23 protein-coding genes and 2 pseudogenes are annotated in these 20,946 nt (G+C 68.6%); 6 read left to right on the top strand and 19 right to left on the bottom strand.

Annotated elements, in window-relative coordinates; translation table 11 throughout:
* Positions 1 to 180 (top strand): annotated as a pseudogene (locus BN976_RS34210) (hypothetical protein); the annotation flags it as partial.
* A gap of 18 nt (positions 181 to 198) precedes the next feature.
* On the opposite strand, the gene BN976_RS28160 reads toward BN976_RS34210, so the two are convergent.
* The gene (locus tag BN976_RS28160) at positions 199 to 1,554 is read right to left on the bottom strand and encodes an IS256-like element ISMva4 family transposase (RefSeq protein ID WP_036376147.1); all 1,356 of its coding nucleotides are present in this window, start codon (positions 1,552 to 1,554) and stop codon (positions 199 to 201) included.
* 42 nt (positions 1,555 to 1,596) lie between these two features.
* On the opposite strand from BN976_RS28160, the pseudogene BN976_RS34525 reads away from it, so the two are divergent.
* Positions 1,597 to 1,899, top strand: a pseudogene (locus tag BN976_RS34525) (HNH endonuclease); the annotation flags it as partial.
* Positions 1,900 to 1,944: 45 nt separating this feature from the next.
* Here the strand turns inward: BN976_RS34525 and BN976_RS28155 are convergent.
* The 5 genes from BN976_RS28155 to BN976_RS28135 form a co-directional block, all read right to left on the bottom strand.
* Positions 1,945 to 2,772, bottom strand: a complete 828-nt coding sequence (locus BN976_RS28155; protein WP_235622153.1) for an HpcH/HpaI aldolase/citrate lyase family protein — start codon at positions 2,770 to 2,772, stop codon at positions 1,945 to 1,947.
* A gap of 67 nt (positions 2,773 to 2,839) precedes the next feature.
* Positions 2,840 to 3,385, bottom strand: coding sequence for a hypothetical protein (locus BN976_RS28150; protein ID WP_011779870.1), 546 nt, complete (start codon positions 3,383 to 3,385; stop codon positions 2,840 to 2,842).
* On the bottom strand, positions 3,386 to 3,877 hold the full coding sequence (gene nusB / locus BN976_RS28145) for a transcription antitermination factor NusB (protein ID WP_036376143.1): 492 nt from the start codon (positions 3,875 to 3,877) through the stop codon (positions 3,386 to 3,388).
* 32 nt (positions 3,878 to 3,909) lie between these two features.
* Complete coding sequence (efp, locus tag BN976_RS28140) at positions 3,910 to 4,473, bottom strand: elongation factor P (RefSeq protein ID WP_011779868.1); 564 nt, start codon at positions 4,471 to 4,473, stop codon at positions 3,910 to 3,912.
* Positions 4,474 to 4,493: 20 nt separating this feature from the next.
* Positions 4,494 to 5,576, bottom strand: coding sequence for a M24 family metallopeptidase (locus tag BN976_RS28135; protein WP_036376141.1), 1,083 nt, complete (start codon positions 5,574 to 5,576; stop codon positions 4,494 to 4,496).
* A gap of 33 nt (positions 5,577 to 5,609) precedes the next feature.
* On the opposite strand from BN976_RS28135, the gene BN976_RS28130 reads away from it, so the two are divergent.
* Both BN976_RS28130 and BN976_RS28125 read left to right on the top strand, forming a co-directional pair.
* Entirely contained in the window at positions 5,610 to 6,218 is a 609-nt protein-coding gene (locus BN976_RS28130; protein ID WP_011779866.1) for a B-4DMT family transporter, read from the top strand.
* A gap of 9 nt (positions 6,219 to 6,227) precedes the next feature.
* Positions 6,228 to 7,106 carry a hypothetical protein gene (locus BN976_RS28125; RefSeq protein WP_011779865.1) on the top strand — a complete coding sequence of 293 codons (879 nt, stop codon included), beginning with the start codon at positions 6,228 to 6,230 and terminating at the stop codon, positions 7,104 to 7,106.
* Here BN976_RS28125 and aroB read toward each other — a convergent pair.
* The 9 genes from aroB to BN976_RS28080 form a co-directional block, all read right to left on the bottom strand.
* Positions 7,103 to 8,182 carry a 3-dehydroquinate synthase gene (gene aroB, locus BN976_RS28120; RefSeq protein WP_036376138.1) on the bottom strand — a complete coding sequence of 360 codons (1,080 nt, stop codon included), beginning with the start codon at positions 8,180 to 8,182 and terminating at the stop codon, positions 7,103 to 7,105. The genes BN976_RS28125 and aroB overlap by 4 nt on opposite strands.
* Complete coding sequence (locus BN976_RS28115) at positions 8,179 to 8,841, bottom strand: shikimate kinase (protein WP_011779863.1); 663 nt, start codon at positions 8,839 to 8,841, stop codon at positions 8,179 to 8,181. Before BN976_RS28115 ends, aroB begins: the two co-directional genes overlap by 4 nt.
* Complete coding sequence (gene aroC / locus BN976_RS28110) at positions 8,841 to 10,055, bottom strand: chorismate synthase (RefSeq protein WP_036376286.1); 1,215 nt, start codon at positions 10,053 to 10,055, stop codon at positions 8,841 to 8,843. Before aroC ends, BN976_RS28115 begins: the two co-directional genes overlap by 1 nt.
* Before the next feature lie 92 nt (positions 10,056 to 10,147).
* A complete protein-coding gene (locus BN976_RS28105) occupies positions 10,148 to 10,600 on the bottom strand; it encodes a prepilin peptidase (RefSeq protein WP_011779861.1) in 453 nt (150 codons plus the stop codon).
* A 9-nt stretch (positions 10,601 to 10,609) separates the two neighbouring features.
* The gene (locus tag BN976_RS28100) at positions 10,610 to 11,422 is read right to left on the bottom strand and encodes a shikimate dehydrogenase (RefSeq protein WP_036376281.1); all 813 of its coding nucleotides are present in this window, start codon (positions 11,420 to 11,422) and stop codon (positions 10,610 to 10,612) included.
* 31 nt (positions 11,423 to 11,453) lie between these two features.
* Positions 11,454 to 12,701: an endolytic transglycosylase MltG gene (locus BN976_RS28095; protein WP_011779859.1), complete on the bottom strand. Its 1,248-nt coding sequence runs from the start codon at positions 12,699 to 12,701 to the stop codon at positions 11,454 to 11,456.
* Positions 12,694 to 13,221, bottom strand: a complete 528-nt coding sequence (gene ruvX, locus BN976_RS28090) for a Holliday junction resolvase RuvX (protein ID WP_011779858.1) — start codon at positions 13,219 to 13,221, stop codon at positions 12,694 to 12,696. Before ruvX ends, BN976_RS28095 begins: the two co-directional genes overlap by 8 nt.
* 4 nt (positions 13,222 to 13,225) lie before the next feature.
* Positions 13,226 to 15,922, bottom strand: a complete 2,697-nt coding sequence (alaS, locus tag BN976_RS28085; protein ID WP_011779857.1) for an alanine--tRNA ligase — start codon at positions 15,920 to 15,922, stop codon at positions 13,226 to 13,228.
* A 74-nt stretch (positions 15,923 to 15,996) separates the two neighbouring features.
* On the bottom strand, positions 15,997 to 16,398 hold the full coding sequence (locus BN976_RS28080) for a secondary thiamine-phosphate synthase enzyme YjbQ (RefSeq protein WP_036376132.1): 402 nt from the start codon (positions 16,396 to 16,398) through the stop codon (positions 15,997 to 15,999).
* Between the two features lie 106 nt (positions 16,399 to 16,504).
* Between BN976_RS28080 and BN976_RS28075 the strand changes: the two genes are divergently transcribed.
* Positions 16,505 to 16,810 (top strand): GlsB/YeaQ/YmgE family stress response membrane protein, encoded by a 306-nt coding sequence (locus BN976_RS28075; protein ID WP_011779855.1) that lies wholly within the window; start codon positions 16,505 to 16,507, stop codon positions 16,808 to 16,810.
* 78 nt (positions 16,811 to 16,888) lie between these two features.
* Here BN976_RS28075 and BN976_RS28070 read toward each other — a convergent pair whose 3' ends face one another.
* The 4 genes from BN976_RS28070 to BN976_RS28055 all read right to left on the bottom strand — a co-directional run bounded on the left by BN976_RS28070 (position 16,889) and on the right by BN976_RS28055 (position 20,026).
* Positions 16,889 to 17,368, bottom strand: a complete 480-nt coding sequence (locus BN976_RS28070; RefSeq protein WP_036376129.1) for an SRPBCC family protein — start codon at positions 17,366 to 17,368, stop codon at positions 16,889 to 16,891.
* Complete coding sequence (locus tag BN976_RS28065; RefSeq protein ID WP_051558599.1) at positions 17,365 to 17,682, bottom strand: ArsR/SmtB family transcription factor; 318 nt, start codon at positions 17,680 to 17,682, stop codon at positions 17,365 to 17,367. The genes BN976_RS28070 and BN976_RS28065 overlap by 4 nt, the downstream gene beginning before the upstream one ends.
* A 166-nt stretch (positions 17,683 to 17,848) precedes the next feature.
* Positions 17,849 to 19,177: a replication-associated recombination protein A gene (locus tag BN976_RS28060; protein ID WP_036376122.1), complete on the bottom strand. Its 1,329-nt coding sequence runs from the start codon at positions 19,175 to 19,177 to the stop codon at positions 17,849 to 17,851.
* A gap of 9 nt (positions 19,178 to 19,186) precedes the next feature.
* Positions 19,187 to 20,026, bottom strand: a complete 840-nt coding sequence (locus BN976_RS28055) for a DUF3097 domain-containing protein (protein WP_036376119.1) — start codon at positions 20,024 to 20,026, stop codon at positions 19,187 to 19,189.
* Between the two features lie 86 nt (positions 20,027 to 20,112).
* On the opposite strand from BN976_RS28055, the gene BN976_RS28050 reads away from it, so the two are divergent.
* Complete coding sequence (locus tag BN976_RS28050) at positions 20,113 to 20,907, top strand: SDR family NAD(P)-dependent oxidoreductase (RefSeq protein ID WP_036376278.1); 795 nt, start codon at positions 20,113 to 20,115, stop codon at positions 20,905 to 20,907.
* Positions 20,908 to 20,946 lie beyond the last annotated feature (39 nt).

Raw genomic sequence — 20,946 nt, 5'->3', positions numbered from 1 at the left:
GTCAAGGCCACGCTGCGGCGGCTGTACCGGCACCCAACGAGTGGGCAGTTGGTGGCGATGGAGTCGCGGGCGCGGATTTTCCCGAAAGGGCTGGGCATGTTGTTGCAGCGGCGGGATCGCACCTGCCGGACGCCGTACTGTGAGAGCGTGTCAAGTTTTTTGTGTAAGTCGGTTGTGTGATTTTCCTGGTGGTTGTCGTTACAGATACGGCTCGATGCGGTCCGGGTAGACCAGAACGAGTTGTTCGAGGGCTTTCTTCCAGTTGGTGACGACCTGTCCTTCCACAAGTCGTCCGGGGGCTGTTCGGCAACGTTTCTGTTTGCGTTCTTTGGCGCGTTCAGCGGCGCGTTTGTCCTCGATGTTGCAGATGGCCAGCCAGAGCAGTTTCACCGCGGCGGCGTCGTTGGGGAACTGGCCGCGGGTCTTGGTGACCTTTCGCAGCTGGTAGTTCAGCGATTCGATCGAGTTCGTGGTGTAGATCACCCGGCGCAGCTCGGGCGGGAACGCCAGGAACGGAATGAACTGCTCCCATGCCCGCTCGAAAACCCGTGTCACCGTGGGATTTTTCTTACCCAGTTCCGATGCGGTGAACGCGTCGAGCTCGGCGCGGGCGGCCTCGGCGTTGGGTGCGGTGTAGATCGGTTTCAGTGCTGCAGCCACCGTCTTGCGGTCGCTGTAGGACACGAACCGCAACGCGTTGCGAATCAGGTGCACCACACAGGTCTGAACCGCTGCTTGCGACCAGGTCGCTGCGATCGCTTCGGGGAAGCCGGTGAGCCCATCGCAGCACACGATCAGCACGTCGCGGATACCGCGGTTGGACAGGTCGGCACACACCGAGGCCCAAAACGCCGCTCCTTCGTTCTGCTGGACCCAGATGCCCAGGACGTGCTTGATTCCGGCCATATCGACGCCCACGGCGATGTGAGCGGCCTTGTTGCGGGTGTGGCCGCCGTCTTTGACCTTGACCACGATCGCGTCGAGGTAGATCACCGGGTAGATCGGGTCCAGCGGCCGGCGCTGCCAGACCAACACCTCCTCGGAGATCTCGTCGACGATCTTGGAGATCGTCTCATGCGAAACGTCGGTTCCGATCGTGGAATCAAGGTGAAATTGGATGTCGCGCAACGTCATTCCACCGGCATACAGCGAGATGATCATGTCGTCGAGCCCGCCGATGCGGCGCTGCCCCTTGGGCACCAGCCGCGGCGTGAACGAGCCGTCACGATCACGCGGGACATCCAACGGGACCGGGCCGGCCTCGGTCTGCACCGTCTTGGCTGAGCTGCCGTTGCGGGCATTGGGCAGCGCCCGACCAGCCGGGTCGCCCTTCTCATAACCCAGATGATCGGTCAACTCCGCGGCCAGGCCCCGCTCGAGAGCGAGCTTGATCAGCCCGGGCAGCAGGCCACCCTCACCGGTCAGCGCCACCTCGCCGGAATCGATCTGAGCCAGCAAATCGTCCACCGCACCCGAAGCCCGAAGCGCCTCGGCCATCTCCACGGTGGAAACCACCTCACCCAGCTGCAAATCCTCGTCCTTGCCTGTCACCATGTCCTGAGATCCTTCCGTCAGGACTTACACAGACCATCTGACACCCCCTACTGTGATGCGCCGATCCGTCACCATGATCACGCCACCCCCGACCGCCAGGGCGGGCCGACCAGCGCCCTCAACGGCCTGGGTGAGTGCGAGGCGTGCAACTACGCCAAGGAAGCCCCGGGCTGGACGGTCACCACCGGCGACGTCGACGGCGCACACACCGCCGACTTCGAAACCCCGACCGGGGCGGTGTATCGCTCCACCGCACCACCCCTGCCCGGACCACCCGTAAGGCGCAGACTCAGCCTGCTCGAAGGCCGACTCAGCATCGACCTCGTCACCTTCGACGCCGCCTGAGGAACCGCCGTCGTCAACTTCGACGCCGCCTGACGGCGTGAGTCGCTACGTGACACCGAGTTTCGCGGCGAGATCCAGTACGGCCGCGGCGCGCGCACGTGTGGGTCCGACGCTGCCGTCGTACGGACCGGTCGGAGCGTCGAGCCGCGCGAGGGTGATCCGGGCCTCGTCGATCTCCGACGCCGACGGACTGAGCACCGCATTGATGGTCTTCGCGTGGCCGGCGTCCAGACAGAGCCGGCCGGTCATCCCGGCGGCCTTGGCGACCTCGGTGTCACGGACGAGGTGTCGCACCCGGTCACACAGCGTGGGCCCGTCGATCGGTGCGGGCAGCCCGGCCGCCCGGCTGGCGATCACCAACCGGGCACGCGGGTACGCCAACACCGTCGGATCGTCGGACATCCCGGTGTCACTTCGGAAGTCGCCAAGACCGAACGCGATTCGCGAACAACGGCGCGCGATCTCCAGCGCCGATTCCATGCCGAGGGCGGACTCGATCAGCCCGACCAGCGGCACCCCGGCGGGTAACCGGGCCGCAGTGTCCGAGAGTTCGTCGGCCGACTCGGTCTTGGCGAGCATCACGCCGTCCAATCCGGACGCCGGCCGCAAGGCGTCAAGGTCGGCGGCCCAGTCCGACGTCGCTGCGGCGCTGATCCGCACCCACGCACGATGGCCGTCCAGCAGCCATTCCGTGACGGCAGCGCGCCCGGCGGCCTTCTCTGCAGTCGGCAGTCCGTCCTCGAGGTCGAGAACGACGACATCGGCGGCGCCGGTCGTCGCCTCCGGGAAACCCGGTAGGCCCGGTTGCAGCAGCCACGTCCTCGCCAACGACCAGTGCGGTCGGCGCATCGCCGGAGGTGAGGAAATTGTCACGCGACCACTGTCCGCCCGGTCGGCGGCGCCCTGGAAGGTTGTTCACATTTAGTTCAGGCGCGGCGGCCTACAGAGATTGCGACAGCACCCGACCGAACTGCAGTAGGCGCTGCATCTGCGCCAACCCGCCGTTGTCGACGGACTTCACGAATCGGAACGACTCGCAGTAGATGTCGGTCTCGGTGACCGACTTCTGACGTGCTCGCGTGACCAGCTGCGTGTACAGCCGCAGCTTAACTTCCGCCAGTCGCCGGGTCCCGTCCTCGAGGACGTCGTATTCGGTGGACAGCACCTGATCAGTGATGGTGGACAACAGAATCGACCGTACCGACGCCATCAGGATCCGGCGCCGGTCGGCGCCACCATCCGATGTCGACATGTCGTCGTCGGCGCGCCACATGATCAGCCGGTGGCCGTCGGTGACGAGCACCTCCTGCCAGAGCGCCTCACCCCACGACTCCTCGGTGAAGCCGCGGGACATCACGAAAGACCTGATCGCCGAAGGCTCCACAACGGACCGGATCTGGTCCAATGCCAGATCAGGGTCGCGCAGGTACACGCGCGCCGCATCCTCCACGCTGGAGTACGGAGCCCAGTCCTGCGGCGCGCCCATCTACGTTCCGCTACCGCCGTTGTGGCCGCCCTGCATCGCCGCCGCGGCGGCGCGGATCTGCGGGGTCACCAACATCACCTGGCCGAGCACGCCGTTGACGAATCCCGGCGAGTCGTCGGTGGACAGCTGCTTGGCCAACTCCACCGCCTCGTCGACGGCCACCGGCTCCGGCACATCCTCGGCGTGCAGCAACTCCCACACCGCTACCCGCAAAATGGCGCGGTCCACGGCGGGCAGCCGGTCCAAGGTCCAGCCTTGCAGGTGCGCCGAGATCAGATCGTCGATGTGCGCGGCGTGGGCCGTAACACCCTGGGCCACGGTCACGGTGTACGGGTTGAGGGTGGCGATGTCGTCAGTCCGCTTTTCCGCCAACGCATTTCGCGCTTCCGCCACTTCCGCGGCGGTGATGCCGCGCGCTTCGGCCTCGAACAGGAGGTCAACGGCGCGTTTCCGGGCCTGGTGACGGCCCCGGTCACCCTTCCGGTCACTCACCCCGTCGCTCCGCTGCGCTCCGCTCGCCCCGGTCAGGCATTGACCCTTCCCAGGTAGCTGCCGTCGCGCGAATCCACCTTGAGCTTGTCACCGGTGTTGATGAACAGCGGCACCTGGATCTCGGCGCCGGTCTCCAGCGTCGCCGGCTTGGTGCCGGCACTGGACCGGTCGCCCTGCAGGCCCGGCTCGGTGGAGGCGACCACCAGCTCGACGGTGACGGGAAGTTCGAGATACAGCGGGGAGCCGTCGTGGAACGCGATCTGCACGGGCATGCTCTCCAACAGGAAGTCCGCCGCGCGTCCGACCAGAGCCTCGGGCAACGGATGCTGCTCGTAATCCTCGGAATCCATGAACACGAAGTCCGAGCCGTCGCGGTACAGGTAGGTCGCGTCCCGGCGGTCCACCGTCGCGGTCTCCACCTTCACCCCGGCGTTGTAGGTCTTGTCGACAACCTTGCCGGACACCACGTTCTTCAGCTTGGTCCGGACGAACGCCGGGCCCTTGCCGGGCTTGACGTGCTGGAACTCGACGATCTGCCACAGCTGGCCGTCGATCTGAAGGACGAGCCCGTTCTTGAAGTCGGCGGTCGATGCCACGCGGTTGTACTCCTAGCTTTCTAGATGATCACCAGCTCTTTGGGGAACCTGGTGAGTAGTTCGGGGCGCTTGTTGACCACGAGCGTGTCCTCGATGCGGACACCGCCGCGGTCGGGCAGGTAGACGCCGGGCTCCACGGTTACCACGGAGCCAGCAAGCAGTGTACCGGCGGCAGCGGCATTGATTCCCGGCGCTTCGTGGATCTGCAGTCCCACCCCGTGACCGAGGCCGTGGCCGAAGTTCTCGCCGTACCCGGCCTCGACGATGACCTGCCGCGATGCCGCGTCGACGTCCTTGAGGGCCACCCCGGGTTCCAGCGCGTCCGTGCCGGCGCGCTGCGCGGTCGCGACGAGGTCATAGATGTCGCGTTGCCAGTCCGCGATCGGCGCAAGCACGAACGTGCGCGTCATGTCGGAGTGGTAGCCGGCCACGAGCGCACCGAAATCGATCTTGACGAAGTCGCCTGCGGCAAGCACCGCGTCGGTCGGCCGATGGTGCGGGATCGCCGAATTCGCGCCGGTCGCCACAATCGTCTCGAACGACGCGCCGTCTGCACCGTGGGCCAGCATCAGCGACTCCAGCTCGTTGCGGACCTCCTTCTCGGTGCGGCCGGCGCGCAGACCACCCTGATCCACCAGATCGCGCAGCGCGGCGTCGGCGGCTTCGCAGGCCAGCCGCAGCAACGCGATCTCTCCGGCGTCCTTGACTTCCCGCAGCCCCTCGACGGTGCCGGCCGCACGGACGAACTCACACGCCTCTCCTACTGCCTTGGTCAGTGCGGTGAATGCGTCGACGGTGACGACGTGGCTCTCGAACCCCAGCCTGCGGATCCCGGCCGCGGCGGCCCGGGCCGCCAGTCGGGGCCCGCACGCCCGCTCGATGACGACCTCGGCGTCCGGCGCCTGGTGCGCGGCCTGGGTGCGGTAGCGCCCGTCGGTGGCAAGCACCGGCGTTTCGTCCTCGGCGAGGATGAGAAGGGCTGCGTTGGAGCCGGTGAATCCGGACAGGTAACGCACGTTGACCAGGTCGGATACCAGCATCGCATCGAGTTCGGCGTCCGCCAGCCGTTGGCGCAGCCGGTCCCGGCGCTGAGAAATCGTCACAGCCGCTGACGCTACTCGCTAAGGTGAGGCCCCATGAGTAAGTGGTTGCTGCGCGGACTGGTGTTCGCGGCCCTGATGGTCATCGTTCGACTGTTGCAGGGCGCGTTGATCAACGCGTGGGAAACCAAGGCTGGTCTGATCAGCGTCATCCTGGTCGTGGCGTACGCGATAGTGGCGCTGGTGTGGGGCTACGTCGACGGCCGTGCTGACGCCCGCGACAACCCGGATCCGGACCGACGGCAAGACCTCGCGATGGCCTGGCTGCTGGCCGGCCTGTTCGCCGGCGTGGTCAGCGGTGCGGTGGCCTGGTTCATCGGCATCTTCTACAAGAACCTGTACGTCGAGGGCCTGATCAACGAGCTGACGACGTTCGCTGCGTTCACCGCGCTGCTGGTGTTCATCGCCGCGATCATCGGGGTGGCACTCGGGCACTGGCTCGTCGACCGCAAGACCCCGGAGCAGCCCAGGCGCCGCGAGGGCGACGACGACCGCGCCGACACCGACGTGTTCGCCGCGGTACGCGACGACAGCGGCTACGAGACCTACCCCACGGGCGCCGAGCCCGAGCAGCAGACCTCGCCGGTGGCGCTCGCCGAGGACGACAGCACGCGCCCGGTCGACAAGCGCGACAGCGACAACTGACGTTCTTCAGTGACCCCGGACGAGCTCTGCACGTCCGACACCTGGAGTCCGCTCACCGCGGCGTCCACCCACTCGCAGCTCGCGGGGGTCCTGGGCGGATTCCTGATCACCGCGATCGCGCTGCTGTTCGACCGCAACAGCCGCGAAGCCGTGCACATCCTCGCGCTGTTCTCGTCGGCGGTGCTCATCCTGATGCTGGGCAGCTTCCTGTTCAGCCTGATCTCTGGTAACCGGGCGCCCGACGGAGCCGATCGCGACGCGGTCTGCGCGATCAGCTGGACCCAGACGGCCCTGTCGACGGGCATGCTCGCCGCGGGCACCACGGCATTGTTCGGCGGCCTCGGCTGGATGCTGGCCGCCCACGCCGTCAGCCGCGCCGGCTCCGCGGACGTGGACGACGTCGCCGCCTACAGCTTCCTGGCCGATCTCGGTGGCTGGCTCACCTTCGCCGCGGCGATGGCGTCCACCTTGATCCTGTCCGAGACCACCGTCGACTACCTGCGTTTCATGTACGACCGGTCGCCGAGCACCGGGCTGTTGGCCCTGATCACGGCGGCTGCCGCCCTCGCGGTCCTCGTCGAGTTCCGGTTCGTCTACGTCCGCACCCGCGAGCTGCGGCGGTCGCTGGCGACCACCGCAGAAGAGACCCGGTTGGCCCTGCGCTCGATCAAGGTTGCGACGATCGGCCTGATCGGGCTGGCGGTCGCCGCGGGGTGGCTGGCGTTGAGCGCCCCCCGCCTCCCCAGGGAGTGGATGACAGAACCCGGCCTGGGCGTCGTCGGCGTGGTGGTGGTCCTGTCCTTCGTCGTGCCGGTCTTCGTGGCGACCGCGATCTGCCATTCGGTGGCCAGCACCGACGTTCGAAGGGTCCGCTTGCGAAGCCGTTAGCTGCGCGCGACCTCGGCGTAGGCGGCGGCCAACAGCGACGGGTCCGGACCTTCCAGCCGCCCGGGCTTGCCGAGCCCGTCGAGCACCACGAACCGCAGCACACCGGCGCGGGTCTTCTTGTCGCCGAGCATCGCCTCCATCAGTTGGGGCAGCGCATCGGCGTCGTAGGTGACCGGAAGCCCCAGGGAGATCAGGATCGCGCGGTGCCGCTCGGCGGTGGCGTCGTCGAGGCGCCCGGCCAGCCGGCCCAGTTCGGCGGCGAACACCAGCCCCACCGACACCGCGGCCCCGTGCCGCCACTGGTAGCGCTCGCGGCGTTCGATCGCATGCGCCAGCGTGTGGCCGTAGTTGAGGATCTCGCGCAGCTGCGATTCTTTCTCGTCGGCGGCGACGACCTCGGCCTTGACCACCACGGCCCGCCGGATCAGCTCCGGCAGCACCTGGCCGGTCGGGTCGAGCGCCGCCTGCGGGTCCGCCTCGATCATGTCGAGAATCACCGGATCGGCGATGAAGCCGGCCTTCACGATTTCGGCCATGCCCGCCACGATCTCGTTGCGCGGCAACGATTCCAGCGTCGCGAGGTCGATCAGCACCGCGGCCGGCTGATGGAAGGCGCCGACGAGGTTCTTGCCCGCGTCGGTGTTGATGCCGGTCTTGCCGCCCACCGCGGCGTCGACCATGCCCAGGAGCGTCGTCGGGACGTGCACGATGTCGACGCCGCGCAGCCAGGTGGCAGCGGCGAACCCTGCCACGTCGGTGGCCGCTCCCCCGCCCAGGCTGACGATCGCATCCTTGCGGCCGAGGCCGATGCGGCCGAGAACCTCCCAGATGAAGCCGACGACGGGCAGTTCCTTGCCGCCTTCGGCGTCCGGGATCTCGATGCGGTGCGCATCGATACCCTTGTCCGCCAGACGATTCCGGATCACCTCAGCCGTCTGGGTCAGGGTGGGTTGATGCAGGATCGCGACCTTGTGTCGACCGTCGAGGACACGTGCGAGATCGTCGAGCAGACCGGTGCCGATGATCACCGGGTACGGAGGATCGGTGCGTACCTCTACCGTCACCGGCTGCGTCACTGCATGTCCTTTCGCGCGCACGGCGACCCCGTGCTCTTTCTGGCCGCGACCGCGGCGGGGCTCGGCGGCGCCTCCGTGGAAGGCGATGCCGTCAGCGACAGTGGCGCACGGCGCCACACCGGCCGTCGACGTCGTCGCTCCGGCTTGACTTCGGGGTTCTCCAACCGGGCGACGATGTGTCGCACCACCGCGCCCGGGTTGCGGTGGTTGGTGTTGATCCGCATCGTGGCGACCTGCCGGTACAGCGGAACCCTTTCTGCCATCAGCGCTTTGAACTTCTCGTTGCGGTCGGGGCCGGCCAGCAGCGGACGGACGGTGGAACCTCCGGTACGGCGCACCCCCTCGGCGGCGCTGATCTCCAGATAGATCACGGTGTGACCGCAGAGCGCCTCGCGCACTCCTTCGGTGGTCACCGCACCGCCCCCCAACGAGAGCACCCCGTCATGGGTGGCCAGCGCGTCACGGATCACGCTCTCCTCGATGCGACGGAACTCGGCCTCGCCGTCGGTGGCGAAGATGTCGGCGATGGTGCGGCCGGTCGCCTTCTCGATCGCCACGTCGGTGTCGAGCAGGGGCAACTGCAGTGTCTTGGCAAGCCGGCGTCCGATCGTGGATTTGCCCGACCCGGGCAACCCGACCAGAACCGCTCTGGGGGCCATCAGCCCGATGCCCTTGCACCATCGGTGGACGGCTCACGGGTCGCGACGGCGCGCAGGTAACTGTCGATGTTGGCCCGGGTTTCGGCCAGCGAGTCGCCGCCGAACTTCTCCAGTACGGCGCGGGCGAGTACGAGCGCCACCATCGTCTCGACGACGACGGCCGCGGCGGGCACCGCGCACACGTCGGAGCGCTGGTGGATCGCGACGGCTTCCTCGCCGGTCGCCATGTCCACGGTGGCCAGCGCCCGCGGCACGGTGGAGATCGGCTTCATCGCCGCACGCACGCGCACGGGCAGCCCGTTGGTCATACCGCCTTCCAGGCCGCCGGCCCGGTTGGTGGAGCGCATCACCCCGTCGGCTCCGGGATAGATCTCGTCGTGAGCGACGCTGCCCCGCCGTCGCGCGGTCTCGAAACCGTCGCCGATCTCGACACCCTTGATGGCCTGGATGCCCATCACCGCGCCGGCGAGCTGGCTGTCGAGCCGGTTGTCACCGCTGGTGAACGACCCCAGCCCGACCGGAAGCCCGTGCGCCACCACCTCGACGACACCGCCGAGGGTGTCGCCGTCGCGTTTGGCGGCCTCGATCTCGTCGATCATCAGCGCCTCACTGGCCGCGTCGAAGGCACGCACCGGGCTGGCGTCGATTGCGGTCAGGTCGGCGGCCTGCGGCGGCGGGCCGTCGTAGGGCTTCGACGCCCCGATCGAGATGACATGGGAGACGATCTCCACTCCGAGTGCCTGCTGCAGGAACGCGCGGGCAACGGTCCCGGCCGCCACCCTGGCCGCGGTTTCGCGGGCGCTGGCGCGTTCCAGGACAGGGCGGGCGTCGTCGAAGCCGTACTTGAGCATGCCCGCGTAGTCGGCGTGGCCCGGTCGCGGCCTGGTCAGCGGCGCATTGCGGGCGGCGCTGTCGGCCAGCACGGCGGGATCGACCGGATCGGGAGCCATCACGGTCTCCCACTTCGGCCACTCGGTGTTCCCGATCTCGATCGCGATGGGACCGCCGAGGGTGACCCCATGGCGCAACCCGGTGAGCATCGTGACCTGGTCCTGCTCGAATTTCATCCGCGCGCCGCGGCCGTAACCGAGACGCCGGCGAGCCAGCTGCGCCGAAATGTCCTGTGTGGTCACATGGACGCCGGCGACCATGCCCTCGACCATGGCCACCAGCGCCCGGCCATGGGATTCACCTGCAGTAGTCCATCGCAACACGCGACCCATCTTCCCACGACGGACCCTCAGTCCCGAAAACCGCCGAGGATTCGATCGACCCCGGCGGCCCCGGCACGGTGGGCGGCGCCCCGCTACACACCCTGGGTAGGTAAGGCCAGGGCCAGCACCGCGGCGGTCGACAGGCACATCGACGGTCCGTGCGGCACGGTCGCCCCCGCGCCGGCCATGCGCAGGCACAACGCCAGCACACCCGTCAGCACCGACGCCCCGACCGCGGCCAGAACCCATGCGTCGACACCGAAGACACCGGTCAGTGCGCCCAGTCCGATCGCGAGCTTCACATCCCCGGCGCCCATCGCGGCAGGCGCGAGCAGGTGCACCGTCGCGTACACCGTGAACAGCGCGGCGGCACCGAGCGCGGCCGGGCGGCCGTGCCCGGCCAGCGCCGCGACCGCCAGGATGACCGCGGCGCCGGGCACGGTCAGCATGTTCGGAAGGCGACGCTGTCGAATGTCGAACGCGCACAACGCGATCAGCCAACCCGATACACCGATCACGGCCACCGCGGCCCCCGCCCGTCCCACCAGACAAGGCTATGCCGATTCCAGCGCCGCCCTCATCGCCTCTTTGGGCGCGGGCAGCCCGGTGAACTGCTCGACCTGGGTGAAGGCCTGGTTCAGCAGCATCTCCAGACCACTGATCACCTGACCGCCCGCCGCCTGCACGGCCGCCGCCAGCGGGGTCGGCCACGGGTCGTAGATCGCGTCGAGCAGCACCGGCGTGCCCGCCAGCGCGGCCGCGTGCGGGGCGACGGCATCGGCGGGGACGGTGTTGACCACCACCTCGACGCCGGCCACCTCCTCGGCCAACCGACCGTGCTGGAGATCGACCCAGCCGGCCCGGGCACCGCACCGCACCGCCAGCTCCACAAGTGCGGACGCCTTGTCGGCATGGCGTGCCGCCACCGTGACGAACCTGGCGCCCAGCGTCACGAGGCCGACCACGACCGCGGGCGCGGTGCCGCCCGAACCGATCACCATCGCCCGATCGGTCACCTGCACACCGGAAAGCGCGCCGACGACCCCGTCGATGTCGGTGTTGTCCGCACGCCAACCAGCCGAGCTGCGCACCAACGTGTTCGCCGACCCGACCATCCGCGCCCGGTCCGTGGCCTCGTCGGCGACGCGCAGCGCCGCGAACTTCCCCGGCATCGTCACCGACACCCCAACCCATTCGGGACCGAACCCGGCCACCACACCGGGCAGTTGCTCGCCGGTGCACTCGATGCGCTCGTAGGTCCAGTCCGTCAGACCGAGCGCCCGGTAGGCCGCCAGATGCAGCTGGGGGGACCGCGAATGAGCGATGGGAGAACCCAGGACGGCCGCCCGGCGAGGTCCAGCGCTCATCACCGCCGCATGTTCTTCGCGCAAGCGCTCATCACCGCGCCGAGTCGAGGACACCGTTGCGCTGCGCCACCTCGATGTTGGCCAGGTGCTGCTCGTACTCACGGGTGAACAGCGTCGTGCCCTGCATGTCGACCGTCACGAAGTACAGCCAGTCCCCCGGCTCCGGGTTCTCGGCGGCCACCAGCGCGGCCTGACTGGGAGAGCAGATCGGCGTGGCCGGAAGTCCCGGCCGCACATAGGTGTTCCATGGCGTCAGCTGGGCGCGATCGCCGTCGGTGGTGGCGACTTCGATGCGGTCCAGCGGGTAGTTCACCGTGGAGTCGAACTCCAGCGTGCGCCGCTCGGCAAGCCGGTTGTAGATCACCCGGGCCACCTTCGAGAAGTCCTCCGGCGTGGCTTCGCGCTGGACCAGCGACGCGACCGTGAGGATCTGATACGGCGACATGTTCACTGCCGCAGCCGCGTCGAGCAGACCATTCTGTTCGTACAATGTCGCGCTGGCCGAGATCAGCGTCGACAGGATGTCCTGCGGTTGGGCCGACGGATCGATGTTCCACGAGCCCGGCGCGATCAGACCTTCCAGCCTGCGCAGGTCCGACCCGAGCGCCTCGACGGGCTCAGTCGCCCACTGGGGAACGCCGAGCTCGGCCGGATCGGCGCCGGCTGCGGTGTTCCTCAGATCGTCTGCGGACACGCAGTGGCGGTCGCCGTCGAGGTCCACGCAGGACGCCTTGGAGATCAGGGTCAGGATGCCCTCGGTGACGGCATTGGTCTTGACGTCACGCACGTCGTCGAGCTGACGGCCTTCGGGGATGACGAGCTTGCCGACCCTGTTACCCGGGTCGGCGAGCCGGTCCACCGCATCGGCTGCCGGTATCTCGGTGCGCACCTTGTAGAACCCCGGCTGGATGGCCGAGATGGCCGCGTTCCCGTCGGCCGCCTCGACGAAGACCTTGACGTTGGCGACCACGTTGTTGTCGTGCAGAGTCTGGCCGATCGCGGTGGTGGAGTCGCCGTCGTGGACCTGGATCACGACGTCGTTGACGCCCGCACCGGCGAAGTCGTCGCCGGGGCCGCCGAAGAGCGAATGCCACATCTTGGACCCGAGGAACACCGCGACGAGGACGACCACGACGAGCATCGACAGCGTGACGACGAGGGCGGTCTTGCGCCTGCGCCGGTAGCGCTCCTCCCGGGCGCGCTCCCGCCGTGTCAAGCGCCGCCGGGGCGGCCCGACCGCAAGCGGCTCGGCACGGTCAGTCTGCCAATCGTCAGTCATCCAAGACCTCTCCGTGTGCGGGCAGCGCCGCCCGCCGCTGGTCCAGCCAGTTCTGAAGGATCCCCACCGCCGCGGCCTGGTCGATCACCGATCGTTGGCCGCGGGCACGTACTCCCGCCTCCCGTAATGCACGCTGCGCGGTCACCGTGGTGAACCGCTCATCTGCCAGCCGCACCGGCACCGGGGCGATGCGGCCGGCCAACACCTCCGCGACCTCTGTGGCGTCCTGCGCCGACGAACCGGCGCGATCGGCCAAAGTCCGGGGCAGGCCGACCACCACTTCGACCACCTGGTATTCGTCGACCAGCGCAGCCAGCCGCCGCACATGCTTCGTCCCACGCTTGTCACGGGGAACCGTCTCGACCGGTGTCGCCAGGATCGCGTCCGGATCACTGACGGCCACCCCGATGCGGACGGTGCCGACGTCGACACCGAGACGGCGGCCGCGCCCAGGGTCGGGAGCCGTGTTCGGATCACCCGGCCGGTCGGGCACGCGGCTGGTCCAGTCGGTGTCAGGCACGCGGTTAGCTCCGGCCGATCTCCGCGCGTATCGCCGCCAGCGCCGCGTCGATACCCGCCGCCCCCTTACCGGAACCCTGAGCGAGATCTGCCTTACCCCCGCCGCGGCCGTTGACCGCGGCACCCATGACCTTGACCAGCTCGTCGGCGCGCACCCCGCGATCCTGCGCCGCGGGGTTGACCGCCACCACGAACGGCACCGAGTCGTTGTCGCCCTCGGCGATCAGCGCGACCACCGCCGGATCGCTGCCGAGCTTGCCGCGGATCTCCCCGACCAGCGAGCGCAGGTCCGCACCGGAGATCCCGCCTGCCATCCGCTGCGCCACCAGCCGGACATCGCCGATCTGCTCGGCGCCGGCGGCGGCGTTGACCGCGGCCGAGCGCGCGCCGGCCAGACGCAGGCGGTCGAGTTCCTTCTCCGCGGCACGCAGCTTCTCCACCAGCGTCGCGACCCGGGCGGGCACCTCCTCCGACGGCACCTTCAGCGAGGATGCCAGGCCGGCCATCAATGCCCGTTCCTTGGCGAGGTGGCGGAACGAATCCAGCCCGACGTACGCCTCGACGCGCCGCACGCCCGAGCCGACCGAGGACTCCCCGAGGATCGTCACCGGGCCGATCTGCGCGGAGCTGCGCACGTGGGTGCCGCCGCACAGTTCCAGGGAGAACGGACCGCCGATCTCGACCACCCGGACCTCGTCGGGGTAGTTCTCACCGAACAGCGCCATCGCGCCCATGGCCTTGGCCTTGTCCAGCTCGGTGGTGAAGCTGTGCACCTCGAAGTCGGCCTCGACCGCCTGGTTGGTGACCTCTTCAATCTGGCTGCGCTGGTCATCGGTCAGCGCGCCCTGCCAGTTGAAGTCGAACCGCAGGTACCCCGGCCGGTTCAGCGAACCCGCCTGAACAGCGTTGGGGCCCAACACCTGTCGCAGCGCGGCATGCACCATGTGGGTGCCGGAGTGACCCTGGGTGGCGCCATGACGCCAGCGCGGATCGACGGCCGCCACCACGGTGTCACCCTCGACGAACTCGCCGGATTCCACGTTGATGCGGTGCGCCCACAGTGTCTTGGCGATCTTCTGGACGTCGGTGACCGCCGCCTTCGCCGTCTCGGAGGCACCGGTGCCGGTGACCGTGCCCTCGTCGGCGATCTGACCGCCGGATTCGGCGTAGAACGGGCTGCGGTCGAGGATCAACTCCACGCGCTCCTGGGCACCCTCGCGGCCGGTATGCGCCACCACGGGCACCCTTTTGCCGTCCACGAAGATGCCGAGAATCCTTGCCTCGGAACTCAATTCGTCGAATCCGGTGAACTCGGTGGGTCCGGCGTCGACGAGTTCACGGTAGGCCGACAGATCGGCGTGCGCCTGCTTGCGCGCTGCCGCATCCGCCTTGGCGCGCTGCCGCTGTTCGGCCATCAGGGCGCGGAAGCCCTCCTCGTCCACGCTCAGGTCCGCCTCGGCCGCCATCTCGAGGGTGAGCTCGATCGGGAAACCGTAGGTGTCGTGCAGCGTGAACGCGTCGCGGCCGGACAGCTTCTCGGCGCCCGACGCCTTGGTCGCACGGGCCGCATCGTCGAACAGCTTGGACCCGGAGGCCAGCGTGCGGTTGAACGCGGTCTCCTCGGCGACCGCGATGCGCTGGATGCGGTCGAAATCTGCTGCCAGTTCCGGGTAGGACGGGCTCATCGCGTCGCGGACGGTGGCCATCAGCTCGGCCATGATCGGGTCGTCGACACCCAGCAGCTTGGCGGCGCGGATGATGCGGCGCAGCAGTCGGCGCAGCACGTAGCCGCGGCCCTCGTTGCCGGGGCTGACCCCGTCGCCGATGATGATCGCCGCGGTCCGGCTGTGGTCGGCGATGATCCGGTAGCGCACGTCGTCTTCGTGGACGCCCTGCCCGTAGCCGCGCGGCGCGATGCCGGCCACCAGGTCGATCGCCGGGCGCAGCAGGTCGGTCTCGTAGACATTGTCGACGCCCTGCAGCAGGCATGCCACCCGCTCGACGCCCATGCCGGTGTCGATGTTCTTGCGCGGCAGCGGCCCCAGGATCTCGAAGTCCTCCTTCGAGGTGCCCTCGCCGCGCTCGTTCTGCATGAACACGAGATTCCAGATCTCGATGTAGCGGTCCTCGTTGGCCTCGGGGCCGCCCTCGATCCCATACTCCGGCCCGCGGTCGTAATAGATCTCCGAGGAGGGCCCGCACGGTCCGGGAATGCCCATCGACCAGTAGTTGTCGGCCATGCCGCGGCGCTGAATCCGCTCCAGCGGCAGGCCGGCCACCTCCTGCCAGTAGCCGATGGCCTCGTCGTCGTCGAGATAGACGGTGGCCCAGAGTCGTTCGGGATCGAAACCGTATCCGCCCGCTTCCACCGGGTTGGTGAGCAGCGTCCAGGCGAACTCGATGGCGCCCTTCTTGAAGTAGTCGCCGAAGCTGAAGTTGCCGGCCATCTGGAAGAACGTGTTGTGCCGTGTGGTGATGCCCACCTCGTCGATGTCCGGGGTGCGGATGCACTTCTGGACGCTGGCGGCCCGGTCCCACGGCGGCGTGCGCTGGCCGAGGAAGTAAGGGACGAACTGCACCATGCCCGCGTTGACGAACAACAGGTTCGGGTCGTCGAGGATCACCGAAGCACTGGGCACCTCGGTGTGGCCCGCCTTCACGAAATGATCAAGGAACCGCTTCCTGATCTCGTGTGTCTGCACGTCCTGTTGTCCTTCGGTTTAACCTGCGAATACTCGACCGCACCACAGTACCGTTCCCGTACCGGCCGGAGCCGTCACCCCGACACGAAGCTCAGCCGGACCGACCGGCGCGGATTGTCCCTGTTCAGATCCACCAGCACGAGGCTCTGCCAGGTGCCCAGCAGGGGCTCGCCGTCGGCCACCGGAACCGTCACCGAGGGTGACACCAACCCGGGCAGCACGTGGTCGGCGCCGTGACCAGGCGAGCCGTGGGCGTGCCGGTACCGGTCGTCGCGCGGCAGCAGCCGTTCCAGCGTGTCGACGAAGTCCTCGTCCGAGCCTGCCCCGGTTTCGATGAGAGCCAGCCCGGCCGTCGCGTGCGGCACGAACACGTTGCACAACCCGTCCGGCTGCGACGCGCAGAAGTCCCGAACCGCAGAGGTCAGGTCGACGATCCTGCGGCGGGAGGTGTCGACGTCGAGCAACTCGGTGTTCACCCGTCCGAGGGTACGAGTCAGAACCGGCCTCGACAGCGTTGACGCGGGCGTTTATTCACCTGCGGGCCAGGGTAGCCCTGCGGCACAGACATCCACGGAGGCACAAATGACCATCACCGGCATCATCAGCGCAATCCTCATCGGCATCGTCGTCGGCGTCCTCGGCCGCCTCGCGCTGCCGGGCAAGCAACCGATCGGCATGCTCGTGACAATCCTGGTCGGCATCGTGTCGGCGTTTCTGGGCACCGCCCTGGCACGCGTCATCGGCATCCCGACGGCCACCAGCGGCGTGGACTGGCTCGAACTGCTCGTCCAGGTGGTCGTCGCGGCCATCGGCGTGGCGCTGGTCGCCGCACTCATGGGTCGCCGCAGGACGGGCGTCACGGGCCGGGGCTCGGGACTGACGCGCTAGATCCGATCCGACACCACCCATGGTGATCCCGGCTGGGCCCCCGACCAGTCGGGATCACCCCTTTCTCAGGCCACTTTCTCAGGCCGGCAGATTTCGCAGGAGGTCGTCGAGCTTCTGATAACCCTCGGTCATCCCACCCTCCATGCCCGAGGACAGCAGCGCGTCCCGCGCCTCGACGGTGGGGCAGATGGACCGGCCACGCAGGCGCGACCGGCCTGCGCCGAGGTCCTCGAACCACAGGTACTCGATGTTGGCCATGTCCGGCGCGCCCTCGAATTCGAAGGTCTGCAGGATGAATTCGTTCGACCGGACGGTGTGGAACGTTCCGTTGAAGCCGAAGGTCCCGTGTTCATTGCTGTGTGTGTAGCGGTATCCCCCGTGGTTGCAGAAGTTCCACTCGGTGATCTCCATCTCGAGGCCGTGCGGCCCCAGCCACTGTTTCACCAGAACGGGGTCGGCGTGCGCCCGGTACAACGCTGCCACCGGGGCGTCGAAGTCGCGGGTGAATTCCATCGCGAGCGTGTCCACGGGGGCCGTGAGGGCCAGTGCGTTTGTCATGTCCTTGGTCCTTTCTCCGCTTCGTGCGTGGTCGTGGCCAGCAGGGCGTCCAGCCGGCGGTAGTTGCGTTCGGCGTTCAACCGGTACCCGTCGATCCAGGCGGTCAACGCCTCCAGCGCGGCGGCGTCCAGGTGCACGGGACGTCGCTGCGCATCCCGGGTCCTGGAGACCAGCCCGGCCTGCTCGAGCACCTGAATGTGTTTGGACACCGCCTGTTTCGTGATGTCGAACGGAGCGGCGAGTTCGTTGACCGTCGCCGGACCGCGTGAGAGCCGCGCCACCAGCGCGCGTCGCACGGGGTCCGCCAGCGCCATGAAGCCACGGTCGAGCCGCGCCTCTTCACCGTCATCACTGCCCACTAATCAACCTTTCCATTGATCAATTAGTTGGTTGACTACAACGGTAGGTTTGCGGTTCCAGAGTGTCAAGAGGTGGTCGGGAACCCGCGCCGGGAGCCGACCCGCGGGTCTGCGTGCCGGGTCAGCGTCGGCGGCGGATGATCGCCCGCAGTTTGTCCACGCGGGTCGAGATCTCGCGCTCGACTCCGTGGTTCGTCGGCCGGTAATAGTCGACCCCGACCAGGTCGTCGGGCGGATACTGCTGCGGCACAACACCATCCGGAGAATCGTGGGCGTATTTGTAGCCGACCGCGTTACCCATCTTCTGCGCACCGGAGTAGTGGCCGTCACGCAGGTGAGCGGGCACCAGACCTGCTTTGCCCGCCCTGATGTCGGCCATCGCCGCGCCCAGCGCCGTGGTGACGGCATTGGACTTCGGCGCCGTGGCCAGATGCACCGTGGCATGCGCAAGCGTCAGCTGCGCCTCGGGCATGCCGATCAGCTGCACGGTCTGCGCCGCGGCCACCGCGGTCGGCAGCGCCGTGGGGTCCGCCATGCCGATGTCCTCGCTGGCCAGGATCATCAGCCTGCGCGCGACGAAGCGGGGGTCCTCCCCCGCCACCAGCATCCGGGCCAGGTAGTGCAGCGCCGCATCCACGTCGGAGCCGCGGACGGACTTGATGAACGCGCTGACGACGTCGTAGTGCTGATCGCCGTCGCGGTCGTAGCGCACGGCGGCCTTGTCCAGCGACTGCTCGATGACCTCGACGGTCACTTCTTCACCCGATTCGGAGGCGACCTCCAATGCGGTCAGCGCCCGGCGCGCGTCGCCGGCCGACAGTTGGACGAGCTGGTCGACGGCCTCGTCGGTGACCGCCACCTTGCCGCCCAGCCCCCGCGGATCCTCGATGGCGCGCCGGATCACGGTGGTCACGTCCTCAGGTGTCAGCGGCTGAAGCTGCAGGATCAGCGAGCGGCTCAGCAGCGGGGCGACGACTGAGAACGACGGATTCTCGGTCGTCGCGGCGACGAGCAACACCACCCGGTTCTCGACCGCGGCCAGCAGCGCGTCCTGCTGGGTCTTGGAGAACCGGTGCACCTCGTCGATGAACAGCACGGTCTGCTCGCCGCGCATGGACGCCTGGCGCGCCACATCGATGACTGCCCGCACTTCTTTGACACCCGCCGCCAGTGCGGACAGCGCCTCGAAGCGGCGGCCGGTGGCCTGCGAGATCATCGACGCCAGCGTGGTCTTACCCGTTCCGGGCGGCCCATAGAGGATGACCGATGCGGCACCGGACCCTTCGATCAGGCGACGCAGCGGCGAGTTCGGCTTGAGCAGATGGCCTTGGCCGACGACCTCGTCGAGGGACGCCGGACGCATCCGCACCGCCAGCGGCGACGACGCCCCGGCCGGACCTGCGGCGGGCGCCGCACGCTCCCCGGGCACATCGAACAGACTGTCGGACACGCTCCCTGCTTACACGGGTGCGGTGACGAAGTCGATCAGCTCCTCGACGCGGCCGATCAGTTCCGGCTCGAGGTCGGTCCAGTCCCGCACCCGGCCCCGGATCTTCTGCCACGCCGCGGCGATGTCGGCCTGGTCACGGTGTCGCCACCCCAGCGCCTCACACACGCCGTGCTTCCAGTCCTGCCCCTTCGGGACCACCGGCCAGGACTCCACCCCGATCCGCGCCGGCTTGACCGCCTCCCAGATGTCGATGAACGGATGACCGACCACCAGGGTGTGCTCCCCGCCCGGTCCGCGGCGCACCGCCTCGGCGATGCGCGCCTCCTTGGATCCGGCCACCAGGTGGTCGACCAACACCCCGAGACGGCGTCCCGGCCGCGGGCGGAAGTCGGCGACGATCGCGGCGAGGTCGTCGACGCCGCCCAGGTACTCGACGACCACGCCCTCGATGCGCAGGTCCTCACCCCAGACCTGCTCGACAAGCTCGGCGTCGTGGCGGCCCTCCACGTAAATACGGCTCGCCAGCGCGACTTTGGCGCGCGCCCCGTTGACCGCGACGGAGCCCGACGCGGTGCGCGTCGGCGCCGCAGGGGCCGCCTTCTTGGGCGGGGTCAGGATGACGGGTTTGCCGTCGACCAGATAGCCCGGGCCGACCGGGAACGGTTTGGTACGGCCGTGCCGGTCTTCGAGCTCCATCCGCCCGTATTCGACGCGCACCACCGCGCCGACGAAGCCGGTCTGGGCGTCCTCGACGACCATGCCGATCTCGATCGGCTGCTCGGTCGAGCGCGGCCTGCGCGCCTGGTGCGGATTGTCGGCCAGGATGTCGGAGCCATAGCGATCAGCCACCGGCTGATCGTAGGGACAACCGCACCGGTCTCGGCCCAACGGCGACCCGTGTGTTGCCCGACACCCGGCGCGGCGATGATGTGACGGTGACGGATCTGACGGGCTACGGCCCCTGGGCGGTGGTGGCCGGCGGCTCGGAAGGCGTCGGGGCGGAGTTCGCCGCGCAGCTGGCGCGGGCCGGCGTGAACCTGGTGCTGGTGGCCCGCACACCGGAGCCGCTGGAACGCACCGGGGCCCGCTGTCGCGAGCTCGGCGTGCAAACGCGGACGCTCGCAGTCGATCTGGTCGACGCGACACACGAGGTGATCGCCGCGACGGCCGACCTCGAGGTGGGCCTGCTGATCTACAACGCCGGCGCCAACACCTGCAGCGAGGAGTTCCTCGACGCGGATCTCGCCGAGTTCGGCCGCGTCATCGACCTCAACATCACCGCGATGATGACGCTGGTGCAGCACTACGCGCGTCCGATGCGGGAGCGGCGCCGCGGCGGCATCCTGCTGGTCGGCTCGATGGCCGGCTACCTCGGGTCGGTGCGGCACACGGTCTACGGCGGGGTGAAGGCGTTCGGGCGGATCTTCGCCGAGGGCCTGTGGCTGGAGTTGCGGGACCACGACGTGCACGTGCTGGAGTTGGTGCTCGGGGTGACCCGCACACCCGCGATGGAGCGCGTCGGGCTGAACTTCGACGTGCCCGGCCTGCGGGTGTCCGAGCCCGCCGAGGTCGCCGCCGAGGGACTGCGGCAGCTGCCGCACGGGCCGGTGCACGTGGTGAGCGGCAACGCGGACGACGTCGCGCGGCGCAACGATCCCGATCGCGCCAGGGTGGTGCTGGGCGCGCACCGCTTCATGCAGAAGTTGATCGGCGGCCGCGGACACCGGTAGAGCCTTCCGACTCTGCCGGTCTGACGGCGGGATCACTAC

Source organism: Mycolicibacterium austroafricanum, from assembly GCF_000612725.1.
Lineage (GTDB): Bacteria > Actinomycetota > Actinomycetes > Mycobacteriales > Mycobacteriaceae > Mycobacterium > Mycobacterium austroafricanum.
This window is presented reverse-complemented; position numbering and strand designations above follow the sequence as displayed.

What these genes read in the sequence shown, in the direction of transcription:
- BN976_RS28160 (WP_036376147.1), bottom strand. Translation starts at nt 1,554, where the DNA reads ATGGTGACAGGCAAGGACGAGGATTTGCAGCTGGGTGAGGTGGTTTCC.
- BN976_RS28150 (WP_011779870.1), bottom strand. Translation starts at nt 3,385, where the DNA reads ATGGGCGCGCCGCAGGACTGGGCTCCGTACTCCAGCGTGGAGGATGCG.
- BN976_RS28130 (WP_011779866.1), top strand. Translation starts at nt 5,610, where the DNA reads ATGAGTAAGTGGTTGCTGCGCGGACTGGTGTTCGCGGCCCTGATGGTC.
- BN976_RS28115 (WP_011779863.1), bottom strand. Translation starts at nt 8,841, where the DNA reads ATGGCCCCCAGAGCGGTTCTGGTCGGGTTGCCCGGGTCGGGCAAATCC.
- BN976_RS28100 (WP_036376281.1), bottom strand. Translation starts at nt 11,422, where the DNA reads ATGAGCGCTGGACCTCGCCGGGCGGCCGTCCTGGGTTCTCCCATCGCT.
- BN976_RS28095 (WP_011779859.1), bottom strand. Translation starts at nt 12,701, where the DNA reads ATGACTGACGATTGGCAGACTGACCGTGCCGAGCCGCTTGCGGTCGGG.
- BN976_RS28075 (WP_011779855.1), top strand. Translation starts at nt 16,505, where the DNA reads ATGACCATCACCGGCATCATCAGCGCAATCCTCATCGGCATCGTCGTC.
- BN976_RS28070 (WP_036376129.1), bottom strand. Translation starts at nt 17,368, where the DNA reads ATGACAAACGCACTGGCCCTCACGGCCCCCGTGGACACGCTCGCGATG.
- BN976_RS28065 (WP_051558599.1), bottom strand. Translation starts at nt 17,682, where the DNA reads ATGGCGCTGGCGGACCCCGTGCGACGCGCGCTGGTGGCGCGGCTCTCA.